Annotated in this window: 15 protein-coding genes; 7 read left to right on the forward strand and 8 right to left on the reverse strand. The window is 35.9% G+C overall.

The window, feature by feature from the left end:
* The first annotated feature begins 52 nt into the window (after positions 1-52).
* Positions 53-511, forward strand: coding sequence for a universal stress protein (locus AC0NJG_RS23695; protein WP_001066673.1), 459 nt, complete (start codon positions 53-55; stop codon positions 509-511).
* Between the two features lie 41 nt (positions 512-552).
* Here the strand turns inward: AC0NJG_RS23695 and AC0NJG_RS23700 are convergent, their stop codons facing one another.
* Positions 553-1,251 carry a hypothetical protein gene (locus AC0NJG_RS23700; protein ID WP_143881594.1) on the reverse strand — a complete coding sequence of 233 codons (699 nt, stop codon included), beginning with the start codon at positions 1,249-1,251 and terminating at the stop codon, positions 553-555.
* A gap of 96 nt (positions 1,252-1,347) precedes the next feature.
* Between AC0NJG_RS23700 and AC0NJG_RS23705 the strand changes: the two genes are divergently transcribed.
* Complete coding sequence (locus AC0NJG_RS23705) at positions 1,348-1,527, forward strand: ProA domain protein (RefSeq protein ID WP_140168702.1); 180 nt, start codon at positions 1,348-1,350, stop codon at positions 1,525-1,527.
* A gap of 95 nt (positions 1,528-1,622) precedes the next feature.
* On the forward strand, positions 1,623-2,189 hold the full coding sequence (locus AC0NJG_RS23710; RefSeq protein WP_076873244.1) for a DinB family protein: 567 nt from the start codon (positions 1,623-1,625) through the stop codon (positions 2,187-2,189).
* A 55-nt stretch (positions 2,190-2,244) separates the two neighbouring features.
* Here AC0NJG_RS23710 and argH read toward each other — a convergent pair whose 3' ends face one another.
* Both argH and AC0NJG_RS23720 read right to left on the reverse strand, forming a co-directional pair.
* A complete protein-coding gene (argH, locus tag AC0NJG_RS23715; protein ID WP_474063532.1) occupies positions 2,245-3,636 on the reverse strand; it encodes an argininosuccinate lyase in 1,392 nt (463 codons plus the stop codon).
* Entirely contained in the window at positions 3,633-4,838 is a 1,206-nt protein-coding gene (locus AC0NJG_RS23720) for an argininosuccinate synthase (protein ID WP_001970907.1), read from the reverse strand. Before AC0NJG_RS23720 ends, argH begins: the two co-directional genes overlap by 4 nt.
* A 166-nt stretch (positions 4,839-5,004) precedes the next feature.
* On the opposite strand from AC0NJG_RS23720, the gene AC0NJG_RS23725 reads away from it, so the two are divergent.
* Positions 5,005-5,322 (forward strand): radical SAM protein, encoded by a 318-nt coding sequence (locus AC0NJG_RS23725; protein WP_143881785.1) that lies wholly within the window; start codon positions 5,005-5,007, stop codon positions 5,320-5,322.
* A gap of 28 nt (positions 5,323-5,350) precedes the next feature.
* Here the strand turns inward: AC0NJG_RS23725 and AC0NJG_RS23730 are convergent, their stop codons facing one another.
* A complete protein-coding gene (locus AC0NJG_RS23730) occupies positions 5,351-5,545 on the reverse strand; it encodes a hypothetical protein (RefSeq protein WP_060486558.1) in 195 nt (64 codons plus the stop codon).
* An 855-nt stretch (positions 5,546-6,400) separates the two neighbouring features.
* Between AC0NJG_RS23730 and AC0NJG_RS23735 the strand changes: the two genes are divergently transcribed.
* On the forward strand, positions 6,401-7,063 hold the full coding sequence (locus AC0NJG_RS23735) for a YitT family protein (protein ID WP_087954101.1): 663 nt from the start codon (positions 6,401-6,403) through the stop codon (positions 7,061-7,063).
* A gap of 31 nt (positions 7,064-7,094) precedes the next feature.
* On the opposite strand, the gene AC0NJG_RS23740 is transcribed toward AC0NJG_RS23735, so the two are convergent.
* The gene (locus tag AC0NJG_RS23740; protein ID WP_087954100.1) at positions 7,095-7,928 is read right to left on the reverse strand and encodes an EcsC family protein; all 834 of its coding nucleotides are present in this window, start codon (positions 7,926-7,928) and stop codon (positions 7,095-7,097) included.
* A gap of 137 nt (positions 7,929-8,065) precedes the next feature.
* Between AC0NJG_RS23740 and AC0NJG_RS23745 the strand changes: the two genes are divergently transcribed.
* Positions 8,066-8,701, forward strand: coding sequence for a DUF1796 family putative cysteine peptidase (locus AC0NJG_RS23745; RefSeq protein ID WP_087954099.1), 636 nt, complete (start codon positions 8,066-8,068; stop codon positions 8,699-8,701).
* A 222-nt stretch (positions 8,702-8,923) separates the two neighbouring features.
* Positions 8,924-9,337, forward strand: coding sequence for an NUDIX hydrolase (locus AC0NJG_RS23750; protein ID WP_087954098.1), 414 nt, complete (start codon positions 8,924-8,926; stop codon positions 9,335-9,337).
* A gap of 49 nt (positions 9,338-9,386) precedes the next feature.
* Here AC0NJG_RS23750 and ackA read toward each other — a convergent pair whose 3' ends face one another.
* The 3 genes from ackA to tpx form a co-directional block, all read right to left on the reverse strand.
* Positions 9,387-10,580 (reverse strand): acetate kinase, encoded by a 1,194-nt coding sequence (gene ackA / locus AC0NJG_RS23755; RefSeq protein WP_000034580.1) that lies wholly within the window; start codon positions 10,578-10,580, stop codon positions 9,387-9,389.
* 299 nt (positions 10,581-10,879) lie between these two features.
* Positions 10,880-11,866 (reverse strand): class I SAM-dependent methyltransferase, encoded by a 987-nt coding sequence (locus AC0NJG_RS23760; RefSeq protein ID WP_139866436.1) that lies wholly within the window; start codon positions 11,864-11,866, stop codon positions 10,880-10,882.
* A gap of 197 nt (positions 11,867-12,063) precedes the next feature.
* Complete coding sequence (gene tpx / locus AC0NJG_RS23765) at positions 12,064-12,564, reverse strand: thiol peroxidase (protein ID WP_000024530.1); 501 nt, start codon at positions 12,562-12,564, stop codon at positions 12,064-12,066.
* Between the last annotated feature and the right edge of the window lie 90 nt (positions 12,565-12,654).

The following is a 12,654-nucleotide window of genomic DNA, read 5'->3' on the forward strand; positions in this document are numbered from 1 at the left end:
GTTTTATAATAAAGTTGTAAACGGTAATAAAAATGATTGGGAGGAATTTACTATGAATAATACATATACAAATATTTTAATCGCGGTGGATGGTTCTAAAGAAGCAGAAAAAGCCTTTAAAAAAGCAATTCAAGTCGCAAAACGCAACAATGCAACATTAACTATTGCTCATATCGTTGATGTAAAAGCATACTCAGCAGTAGAAGCTTATAGCCGTGCAATTGCTGAACGTGCAAATCTATTTGCAGAAGACTTATTAGAAGACTACAAAAAAACTGCGCTTGAAGCTGGCCTTGAAAAAATTGAAACTGTATTAGAATTTGGTAATCCTAAATCAAAAATTTCAAAAGAAATCGCTCCAAATCATAAAGTAGATTTAATTATGTGTGGTGCAACTGGTTTAAATGCTGTTGAACGTTTCCTAATTGGTAGCGTCTCTGAACATATTATTCGCTATGCGAAATGCGATGTCCTTGTTGTTCGTGGTGATGAGGAGCAAGGTGAGCTTTAATTTATAAATAAACCACCAAGTCCAGATGGGCTTGGTGGTTTTCATTTCACATATTTTACTAGAAATACTAGACAAGCTATAACAACAACGGTAATTGCCAACACATAAGGCGGAAGAAATTTTAAGGACCACAATGCCATCATAATCGTAGCTACTGTTAAATAAGATTGTCTTGCATCTTCTGTCATTTTTTTACGGAGAAAGAAAACATACAAATAGCCAATTGGCGGCGTAATAAAGCAAAGAACATATATGATTTTAGATTTCAAATACCATTTTTGTTCCCCGAGTTTCTTTATATCTTCTTCTATTCTCTTATGCTCTTGTTCTCTCGCTTCTTCTACAAGCGGATATTCCTCTTCTCCTCGCTTTTCTTTCATATAAGGAAGAAAGTGCATGAAAAAATAGTATGCAAATACGAACGCTCCAAAGCCAATATTTAATCTTTCTAATGGAACATGCTCACTAAAAAAAGCGGCAGCAATCACTAAAGAAAAACAATACGTCGTTATCCAAAATGAACGTTTTCTCTTTTTCCGTTCCATTTCTTTTTTATCTTGTTGTACATGTTTTCTTTTCGAAAGCCATATCGAAATACAGCAATCTACTACAAATAGAATACAGATAAATATCCCAACGTGTACTGTCTCTACATCCTCAAATGAAAAGATATTTGGGAATGCAACGTGTAATACAATTAAGGTGTACAAAATTAAACCTATAAAATAAATACGTCTCATTTTCCATTCCTTTCTTTTTTTCCTAACATTACGTTAACATACATTTTTTAGAAATAGACGGACAAAATATATATGTTTAAAAAAGGAGGATGCTATATGGATGATTCTGAACGCATTATTTTAGACGTGAGCGGCAAAGAAATTGAAATGCTAGATACGATTCGCACTCATTTTAAAGAGAAACACGGCGTGGAACTAAGTAACGGTGCATTACTGCGAGATTTAATGGATATTGAGTATATTCGAATTACGGAAGATCGACATAAGTATGATTAATCGATACATTGTAGGCCTAGAGCAAATTGCCCTAGGCTTACTTACATCCACACGAAAAATGCTATAATTAGGAAAAATGTGAAGGGTGTCAAAATATGAAATCTGAAAATATCTCAAAACATTTTCATACACTACATGTACAAAGGAGCGAGTTCCTTCCTCATCTCCATTCACTATCTCAAGAACAACTATGGTATCGCCCACAGAATGGAAAATGGTCTATTGGGGAGCATTTTTATCACTTATATTTAATTACAAAAATGCTCAAAGTAGCGATTAAATTCTCATTCACCCTTATCCCTTATGCAAAGCTAAGAAAAAATGCCCCATTTGCAACTGACATACATGACATTTATGCCGAATATAAAGAAAAGCATGGCAAAGGAATGAAAGCACCTTGGATTTTAATCCCTTCAAAAAAAGTCTATCAATCTATGAATGTAACTCAATTAGAAGAATTACTTACACGTGAAACAAATGAAATAAAAAAGCTCGTTCAAAATATAGAAGAAAATATTGCAGGACATATCGTATTTTTAGATCCAATTGCTCACTACCCTAATTTGATTCAATCTATTCAACTATTAGCGATACATGAAAAACATCATTTTATGATTATGAAAAATAATTATGAAATGATAAATACTCCTGTAAAAATCTAAATACAAAAAGGTAAGGTGCTTTCTATAAAAAGCACCTTACCTTCTATCTCATACATCATTTAATTCCTACAATCTCTCCAACTAACCCCTTCGCCTTCTCCAAAGCTTTTTCAATTTGCTCAAACCCAGTCCCGCCAGCACTGTTACGACGTTTTACAGCTGCATATGGTGAAAGAACTTCATACAAATCTTCTTCGAATAACGAACTCATTTCTTTATATGTTTCAAGCGGGACATCTAATAAATAAATTCCTTTTTGTGTGCAATGTAGCACTAACTTCCCAACAATTTCATGAGCTTGACGGAATGGTAGTCCTTTGTTTGCTAAGTAGTCAGCAATTTCTGTTGCGTTAGAGAAATCTTGTGTTACAGCTTGCCCCATTTTTTCTTTATTTACAGTCATCGTCTCTAACATGCCCGCCATAATATGAAGGCAGCCTTCTACTGTTTTTACTGTATCAAACATTCCTTCTTTATCTTCTTGCAAATCTTTATTGTAAGCTAGTGGTAATCCTTTCATTACTGTAAGTAAACTAAATAAATTACCGTACACTCTGCCTGTTTTACCACGAATAAGTTCTGCCATATCCGGGTTTTTCTTTTGCGGCATAATGCTGCTTCCCGTTGCATATTGATCGCTCATTTCAATAAATTGAAACTCTTGGCTACTCCATAAAATAAGTTCTTCGCAAAAGCGTGATAAGTGCATCATAAGCATAGAGGAGTTACTTAGGAACTCCAGTATGAAATCACGATCGCTTACTGCATCTAAACTATTTTCATAGATTCCATGAAATCCAAGAAGCTCCGCACTATATTCTCGGTCAATCGGGAATGTTGTCCCAGCTAACGCTCCTGCTCCTAATGGCGAAATGTTAATACGCTTTAACGAATCTTCATAACGATTCACATCACGCTCTAACATCCAAAAATAAGCGAGAATATGATGAGCAAATGAAATTGGCTGGGCACGCTGCAAATGTGTATAGCCAGGCATAATTGTCTCAATGTTATTTTCTGCTTGATGAACAAGAACCGTCTGCAATTGTTTTGTAGCTTTCATAATATGTTTTACTTTTTCTTTTAAATATAAGTGCATATCTGTCGCTACTTGATCGTTACGACTTCGGCTAGTATGAAGTTTTCCGCCTACTTCACCGATTTTTTCAATTAACATCTTTTCGATATTCAAATGAATGTCTTCCGCTTCAACGGAAAAATGCAGTTTATTTTGTTTCGCTTCTTCTAATACATATTGAAGACCTATCTTTATTTTCTCTGCTTCTTCTTTCGTAACGATGCCCTGCTTTGCTAGCATCGTGACGTGCGCAATACTTCCTTTTATATCTTGATTTACTAATTGTTGATCGAAGGAGATGGATGCTCCGAACTCTTCAACCCATGCTTCCGCTTCTTCTGTAAAACGTCCGCCCCAAAGTTTGCTCACGCTTCCACCTTCTTTTGATTCACTTGGCTGTATACTTTCGTCGGTAAACCGAATAATGAAATGAATCCAACTGCTGCATCATGATTAAATTCATCCTGAGCAGTATATGTTGCTAATTTTTCATCGTATAAAGAGTACTCAGATTTACGCCCTTCTACAATTGCATGACCTTTAAATAATTTCACACGCACCATGCCTGTTACATTTTTTTGCGTTTCTTGTAAGAAAGCATGAAGCGCTTGTTTTAAAGGCGAGAACCATAAACCGTTATAAATAAGTTCTGTTATTTTTTGCTCAATCATCGGTTTAAAGTGTGCTACTTCTTTTACGAGTGTTAAATCTTCCAGTTCCTTGTGCGCCGTAATTAATGTCATCGCTGCTGGGCATTCATATACTTCACGCGATTTAATACCGACAAGGCGATTTTCTACGTGATCGATACGTCCAACGCCATGTTTTCCAGCAAGTGCATTTAACGTTTTAATTAGTTCTGAGAGTGGGTATGCAGTACCATTTAAAGTCGTCGGTACGCCTGCTTCAAAACCGATTTCTACAAACTCTGGTTTATTCGGTGTATCTTCTAATGCTAATGTCATCTCATATGCATCTTCTGGCGGCGCTGCCCATGGATCTTCTAAAATACCACATTCGTTGCTGCGTCCCCATAAGTTTTGATCGATTGAAAACGGGCTATCTAAATGAATCGGAATTGGTACATTGTTTTCTTTTGCATAGGCAATTTCTTCTTCACGTGACCATTTCCATTCACGTACAGGCGCAATCACTTCTAAGTAAGGATTTAATGCTTGAATAGAAACTTCAAAACGAACTTGATCATTCCCTTTCCCTGTACATCCGTGTGCCACTGCAGTCGCGCCTTCTTGTTCCGCAATTTCTACTAATTTCTTCGCGATAAGTGGACGAGATAATGCAGAAACAAGAGGATATTTCCCTTCATATAGCGTGTGTGCTTGCATCGCCATCAATGCATATTCATTTGCAAATTCTTCTTGAACATCAATCATATATGATTTAATTGCACCTACTGAAAGTGCCTTTTCTTTCACAAATGCTAAGTCTTTACCTTCCCCTAAGTCTAAACAAAGCGCGATAATATCATAATTCTTCTCTTGTAACCATTTAATTGCAACGGAAGTATCAAGACCTCCGGAATATGCTAATACAACTTTTTTCTTCTCCATTTTACATCCCCCTAAAGAATAAATATTCATTTTCTTTTATAATAATTCACACTTTAACACCTTTTACAAAATGTATCAAGAGTCATTTTCAAATTTTTTCAAACAATTTCGTCGAACTTCTTTCTGTTTTTTTGTACAATATAAGCAGGAAAACGGGGGTGAACTTATGGAAAAGTATTTCTTATACGATGAACATCTCGGAATTGAAATTCCGCATTTACAAGAAGACTGGGAAGATATCCCCGAAAAAATGCAACATGCGATTTTATTAAAGTGGGAACAAGTTCGCGGAAAGATTCCTGATCGTATAAAAGAACTCGAACATTATATTAATGCAAAACAGCATCATTTAAATAACGAAGAAGACTTCGAAATTTCTTGCGAACTGAATTCAGAAATTGCCGATCTCGCTTCCATCATTAATGACCTTTGGCTTTGGTATCGACTCACTCAAAATGTATCTGAGGGGAAAGCACACCAATAAAAAAAGCATGCCCCTCAATTACTTTGGGTCATGCTTTTTTGTCGTAACACGATTTACAATATACCTCTTGTGCTGTCTTCGCCAAACACACATCAAATGGGCCAACTAATATACTTCTTTCTTTCGGTAACTTGACAAAAGCAACTAGCTCTTCTTCATATTGAATCTTTTTCTGACATGAAACGCATATTAATTCTTTTCTTTTAAACATGTCTTTTAGCATATTTTCACTCTCCTCTTCATCTATCTATATTAATATACTCTCATAATAGTTAAAACTTGTAAAAACATGACACATCATAAAGTAAATGATTCATATACTATGTACAAAAGGAGGCCTTACACTTATGCGCGCGCTTTCGTTATTATCGCTTTAACTTTTTTAAGTGTGATTAGCTGGGATGCGTTTTTTAAAGATAGAAGTGATGATAAGAATACAACTGAATAAAAACTCTTCTTTTCTTACTTATTGGACAAACTAAAAAACTGTCCAATTCTCCAAAATAACTTAGGCTTTTCTACAAAAATATTTAAACATAACAATTTTTGTAGATTTCCTCCGTTTATTGTCGGTTTCCATCCGCATACATTTTTTGAAAGTATGATATAATAATATAAATCTTGAAGGAAGGGATTTTGATATCATGATCGCTCGAAGGAGCATGTGGCATCGTATTGACGAATCATACACGTAGCGTATTTTCCAGCTCAGATACTTTAGTCTAGCGAAAAAAATACGAGAGTGGGGAAATTATGATTGCCCGAAGGATAATTTGGCAAAAAAAAGACTCTTCTTACACATAGCGTTTTGTTTAGGACTTAATTGTTACTAGCTAAACAAAACAAAGAAGAGCAGGATTGCTAAATGAAGAATCCTACTCCACGTTTTGTTTAGTCGTTTTAAGACTTAAACTAAAACGAAGGTAGGGAGAATTGATGGACGAGAGGATTATTCGTTATTTCTTCAGCGACATATAGCGTAGTTAGTTTTTTCGTAAACTAACTGAAAGCTACATGTGAGCTCGTAGTTAGTTTACAACACAAAAAGGACTACTAACTACGGAAAGAAGGAATAACGATGAGGAACATCCAAAGTCGACAAATTATTAAAGAAATTTTTATGGTTTTAATCGGTTCATTTATTTTAGCAGCAGCGCTATATCACATTCACTTCCAAAACCACTTAACAGAAGGTGGCTTTGTAGGTATTGCACTATTCATCCAAAATTTTTATGATATTTCACCATCTATTTCAACTGTAATGATGGATATCCCAATTATTTTACTGTGTGCTTCATTGTTAGGTAGAAAAATGGTTGGCTATTCATTCTTAGGTTCAATTTCATTCGGAGTATTTTATTCTCTTATGGAAAATTATTCTCCATTTACGGTCGATTTATCAAACAATTTATTTATAGCTGCAGTAGTTGGCGGTGCGTTAGCTGGTATTGGACTCGGTTTTATATTGCGATTTGGCGGTGCAACCGGTGGAGACGATATTTTAACAATTGTATTAAGTAAAAAAACACGTTTTACAATTGGGCAAATTTTCTTCGTCTTTGACGCGATTGTTCTTGCGCTTTCATTATATTATTTAAATTGGACAGAAATTGCTTTTACTATTCTTTCGATTGCCGTACAGGCAAAAACATTGGATTTAATTTATTATCCAAAAACAGAAAAAGCAGAAGAAAAGCAGACAGTATCTATTCCAATGTCCAAAAAGCATGCAACAAATTAAAAAAGCGAAAGGCTTCGGCCTCTCGCTTTTTTTATGCTCTTTTTTCCTTTTCCACTATGTGGCGCACTTGATAAAATCTATTTGCAAATTCAGTAACGTTTCTTGTTAAACGATAATTCACTGTAGACCCGATTGCCATTCCAATTACCGGAATACCTTGGAATAATTTACGACGAAGAGCATAAATCGAAAATGTTTTCAAAATTTGTTTTAGCACAACTTCAGTAGAAGCTGGTTGTAACACCGCTTCGTCTCCTTCGTAGAAGAACGAATCTTCTTGCTCTAACTCTTGCAGTAAATTGTACCATGCGTATTGCTGAAGTCTTCCTGGTAGTAATGACGCATGAAAGACCTTTAACGCAAGCATCATTTCATACGGCTTGTTCACATCATGCCCAAATGACGTTGCAATAAGTTGGACAGCCTTCACATTTAACGCAATCATAACCGGGAAATCGGCCGTTAATAATAATAAACCCCCAGCCCCCGTCGCTCCGCCTTGTACGAATGAATATAGGCGATGGCGTGCTGTTTGCTGCTCTGCTATGTATGTTAATTGATCAATAGATAATGCTTTTAAATCCTCTAGTTGCTCAATCGATTCATCAAATAATCTCGATGTCCCTAAAATACGATTACGCGCATCTAACTGTGATTGTGAACTTTGAATCAATGCATGCAAATGAAAGAGCCACCCATCTGCTTTCGTAAAGAAATCTTTTCGTTTTTTCTCAGGTAGTTTCGCAATTGTAGTATGTACCCATTTATCAAACAGTTTTTGAAAATCAGTCGCTTCTTGCTCAACTAATTGCGATTCCCATTCTTTTATATTGTCTAAAATGGCTTGTTCTCGCTTCGATCGCATCGTAACAACCACCTCGTTCGATTTTTTTCTATTGTAACATATTTCTGCTTATTCTTTGCAAATATGCTTGTCTATCTTTATTCACATACCATTTTTGAGTAGCATAAAATATTAACAAAAAGGATGAGATAAATCACATGAATCTATCCGATATAAAAAAAGAATATCATGCAGTATTCAGTTTAGGACAAAACTGCTGGCCTGCTTGGGCGTTATATCAATTCAAATTATCACCATTTTTTGGTGTTATCGATTTTATGCTAAGCCCTTCATTAGAAAAAGTGAATGTATTATTACAAAATCGATTTGACCGTTTTTTACAGTTCGAAAATTTATCCTTCATCTCATTTTGGGATGATGATGCGAAATTAAGACTAAGGGACAACCTCTATGAAATCGACTCCTGTCATGACTTTAAAACAGATGTAAACACACCAACTTCTTGGCCTTCTTATTCAGAAATCAAGCTAAATTATGAGCATCGAATTAATCGTTTTCTAAATACAATTGAAACGGCAGAATCCATATTATTTATTCGAACTGGAGGGACATACGAAGAAGCACGTTCCTTGGAACACATTTTATCTCAAATAGTCAAACATAATTTTTCTGTCCTATTACTCATTCCTGCAGATGTACCAACTGTTGTAGAAGAAGATTGGGGATTACAAAATATTTGCGTTATAAACTGCCCTATTATGGATGTATTTCAGTACAATGAAGAATTTTGGAATGACTTATTTAATGGCATCGTAATTCGACCACATTCTTAAATACACGACACTTTTATTACGAAATACATTATAATCATCCTTATACAAAATAAAGTGAAACTTTAATCAGTGGGGGTTTTGTTCATCCCCCACTGATTATTAGTTGAACCAATCGGACTTTTACGGACAGTTGATCCCCCACCTAACTTCTTTGCTTCCGCTGAATTTTGAGGTGGGGGTCTTACTGCCCGTTAAAGCGGGATAAATAAGGAGTGATTCTATATGTATCCACGTGCAAAAGCTTTCGGTCTTGCTATACATCACGAGAGGCTTCTCGTACAAGAATATCATACAGGCGATGAAACATATTACCGGCCTCTTGGCGGTTCAATTGAACTTGGTGAAAAATCAGCACATACCGTTATTCGTGAATATAAAGAAGAACTTCATACAGAAGTGGAAATCACCGCTTATTTAGGTTGCTTAGAAAACATCTTTCATCTTGATGGAGAAATTGCTCATGAAATCATTCAACTATATTCTTTACGCTTATTAGACACAGCACTATATGAAATGGAAAAAGTGAATATACAAGATGAGCAAACCGTATCGTATGCGAAATGGATTCCCCTGACAGCATTCATTCAGAAGAAGAAAGTACTCTATCCAGATGGAATTTTGAACTATCTCCAATAGAAAAAAGACGAAATCCTATAGGATCTCGTCTTTCTTTTCATATAGTATATTAACCAATATCTCCAAGACGTAGTACGTCACGAGCGATCATAACTTCTTCGTCAGTTGGAATTACAATAATTTTTACTGGAGAGTGTGGGAAGTTGATGAATGCTTCCTCACCGAATACGTTATTGCGTTTTGCATCGAAGTATACGCCCATGTACTCAAGGCCTTCTAATACGCGCTCACGAATAATCGCACTGTTTTCACCTACACCAGCTGTGAAGATGATTGCGTCTACACCTTTCATACGAGCAGTGTAAGAACCGATGTATTTGTGGATACGGCTTACGAATACATCAAGTGCTACTTTCGCACGGTGGTCGCCTTCTTCTTCTTTCGCAATGATATCACGTAGGTCACTAGAGAAACCAGTAAGACCTAACATACCACTCTTCTTGTTTAATACGTTAACCACTTCTTCTACTGTTTGACCTGTTTTTTCCATGATGTATGGAATTAACGCAGGGTCAAGGTTACCAGAACGTGTACCCATTGTTACACCAGCAAGTGGAGTGAAGCCCATAGAAGTATCGATAGATTTACCGCCTTCTACTGCTGCGATACTTGCACCGTTACCTAAGTGACAAGAAAGTAAGCTTAAGCTTTCAAGTGGACGACCTAATAGTTCAGCCGCACGCTCAGTTACATATTTATGAGAAGTTCCGTGGAAACCGTATTTACGGATACCGAATTTTTCATAGTACTCATATGGTAAGCTGTATAGGAATGCAGATTCCGGCATTGTTTGGTGGAATGCTGTATCGAATACTGCTACTGCTGGTACGTTTGGTAATACTTCTTGGAATGCTTTAATACCAACAACGTTTGCTGGGTTGTGAAGTGGTGCTAAATCGCTTAATTCTTCGATATCAGCTAATACTTCATCAGTAATTAGAACAGAGTCAGCAAATTTTTCGCCGCCGTGAACAACACGGTGACCGATACCGCCAATCTCATCTAGAGATTTAACGATTCCGTTTTCAGTTAATTTTTTAAGAAGCATATTAACTGCTACTGCGTGATCTGGAATGTTTGTAATTTCTTTTTGTTTTTCGCCATCTACAGTAATAGTGAAGATACTATCTTCTAAACCGATACGTTCTACTAAACCTTTTGTTAATACTGTTTCACTTGGCATTTCAAATAATTGGAATTTTAAGGAAGAGCTTCCTGCGTTAATCGCGATGATTTTTGACATCTAGTCTTTCGCCCCTTTTTCTCTTGGTAGTTGTGTGGATGTTTCCACAAACCGCTCGATTTTATCTGATCAAATTTACTAAATATGAAAACGTTTCATCATTAGCAAATTTTATACTCACGATTTTAATTTAAACATCGTACGACATATATTTCAAGTGAAAAAATTGTAACACCAAGAAAAAAAATATATTACAGATTTCAAAAAAATTCAGTTAAATCTTGTATATATTTAAAAATATGACATATCATATAAAACTGTACTACATGAATTACTAACCCTGTTACATATACCTAGCCTTATTTATGCGTTGCAAACCAAGTATTTAATTGGTCCATAATGTCCTCCATCGCCTTCATGTTGGAGAATTTAGGTAACTCCACTAATAACGCCTGTTTTGGCATCGTTACACTAGGCCCTTTCTTTTGGAGAACAAATATACTTTTTGCATTTTTCTCGTTTTTAAACATGGAAACAGGTAGCTGTAATAACCCCTGAATAAAGCATGTTTCTTTAATAAATGCATGCAATTTCGGTGCTTGATCACTTTCAAAAATGAAGTTCGGTACTAGGAAGAATAAGTATCCGCCTTCTTTCGTATGCTTCACACTTTGTTCAATAAATAGGTGGTGGGCATATGACATTCCTTCATCTGCTTTTAACTTATATTCACTTGCACCGATTTCATTTGGATAGTAACCAACCGGTAAGTCTGAAACGACTGCATCAACTGGATCGATATAAAGCGGTGCTAGGCCATCTTGATGGAAGAATTCGATTGCATGCTTTTGTAAATTCGCATTTACTAAAGCAAGTTTAATTAGCACTTCGTCCACTTCTACACCAAACCCACTCATTGTTAGTCCTTCTTTGGCGCTGTTAAACACTGTAGTCATTAAGTTTCCTGTTCCAATTGCAGGGTCTAACACAGTAATTTCATTTTGACCTTGCATAAATTTATGGAATAAGTAGCTCATGAACATACCAACTGCATCAGGCGTCATTTCGTGATTCGCTTGTACGCCTTCTTTCATTCCTTTTAAGATGGCTAACTGAAATGCTTTACGAATTTCTTCACCTTTATATGTTTCTTCATTAAACGTACTATATTCACGATTCAGCCTTTCAATTGCTGATTCTGATAATTCCTCTTGTAAAATCGCTCCTTCAAACAAGTTATCACCTGTTTCTACAAGCGCCTCTAAATATGTTACATCTAATTCTTTACGTAAAACTACCGCAGAAGAATCAAAAATAGAAAATAATGTTTCTACTGTCTGACTCACGTACATTCCTCCTTCTCTCTTTTACACATAACTTATATCATACCATAATCTGATTTTTTCCCAAAAGAAAAAGCGACCTCTTTTTAAGAGCTCCCTTTTTAGTAATGTATGATGTAACGTCTTCTCTCGTATATCGATTCCATATAGCAATATATAAGAGAAGACGACCTCTTACAAAGAGGTCATCTTCCTTCACATTATTTTGCAGCTTTTGCTGCTTCTAATGCTGCTTCATAGTTTGGATGGCTTGTACCTTCGCTTACGTATTCTACGTAAACTACTTTGTCATTGCTATCTACTACGAATACTGCACGAGCAAGTAAACGAAGTTCTTTCATTACTAAGCCGTAAGCTTCACCGAATGAAAGGTCGCGATGGTCAGAAAGTGTTACAACATTTTCTAAACCGTTTGCTGCACACCAGCGTTTTTGAGCGAATGGTAAGTCAACACTAATTGTTAATACTTTCGCGTTTTCAATACCTGCTGCATCTTGGTTAAAACGACGTGTTTGTGCATCACACACACCTGTGTCGATTGAAGGTACAACACTAATTAATTTCACTTCGCCTTTGTATGTTTCTAAACTTACTGGAGATAAGTCATTTGCTAACACTTGGAAGTTTGGCGCTTGATCGCCAACTTTAACTTCTGTTCCAACTAAAGTCATTGGGTTACCTTTAAAAGTTACGTTTGCCACTTGAAAATCCTCCCTTATTTAAACAAAATATGTACAATGTAAATGATAGTTTGTCCCTATCGATAATGCAAATAAAATCGCTTTATTTAC

Source organism: Bacillus sp. SSR7 (assembly GCF_055902415.1).

Coding starts and splice junctions, on each gene's coding strand:
- AC0NJG_RS23705 (WP_140168702.1), top strand. CDS start 1,348: ATGGATGATTCTGAACGCATTATTTTAGACGTGAGCGGCAAAGAAATT.
- AC0NJG_RS23740 (WP_087954100.1), bottom strand. CDS start 7,928: ATGCGATCGAAGCGAGAACAAGCCATTTTAGACAATATAAAAGAATGG.
- AC0NJG_RS23700 (WP_143881594.1), bottom strand. CDS start 1,251: ATGAGACGTATTTATTTTATAGGTTTAATTTTGTACACCTTAATTGTA.
- AC0NJG_RS23735 (WP_087954101.1), top strand. CDS start 6,401: ATGAGGAACATCCAAAGTCGACAAATTATTAAAGAAATTTTTATGGTT.
- AC0NJG_RS23745 (WP_087954099.1), top strand. CDS start 8,066: ATGAATCTATCCGATATAAAAAAAGAATATCATGCAGTATTCAGTTTA.
- AC0NJG_RS23695 (WP_001066673.1), top strand. CDS start 53: ATGAATAATACATATACAAATATTTTAATCGCGGTGGATGGTTCTAAA.
- AC0NJG_RS23720 (WP_001970907.1), bottom strand. CDS start 4,838: ATGGAGAAGAAAAAAGTTGTATTAGCATATTCCGGAGGTCTTGATACT.
- AC0NJG_RS23730 (WP_060486558.1), bottom strand. CDS start 5,545: ATGCTAAAAGACATGTTTAAAAGAAAAGAATTAATATGCGTTTCATGT.
- AC0NJG_RS23710 (WP_076873244.1), top strand. CDS start 1,623: ATGAAATCTGAAAATATCTCAAAACATTTTCATACACTACATGTACAA.
- AC0NJG_RS23725 (WP_143881785.1), top strand. CDS start 5,005: ATGGAAAAGTATTTCTTATACGATGAACATCTCGGAATTGAAATTCCG.
- ackA (WP_000034580.1), bottom strand. CDS start 10,580: ATGTCAAAAATCATCGCGATTAACGCAGGAAGCTCTTCCTTAAAATTC.
- AC0NJG_RS23750 (WP_087954098.1), top strand. CDS start 8,924: ATGTATCCACGTGCAAAAGCTTTCGGTCTTGCTATACATCACGAGAGG.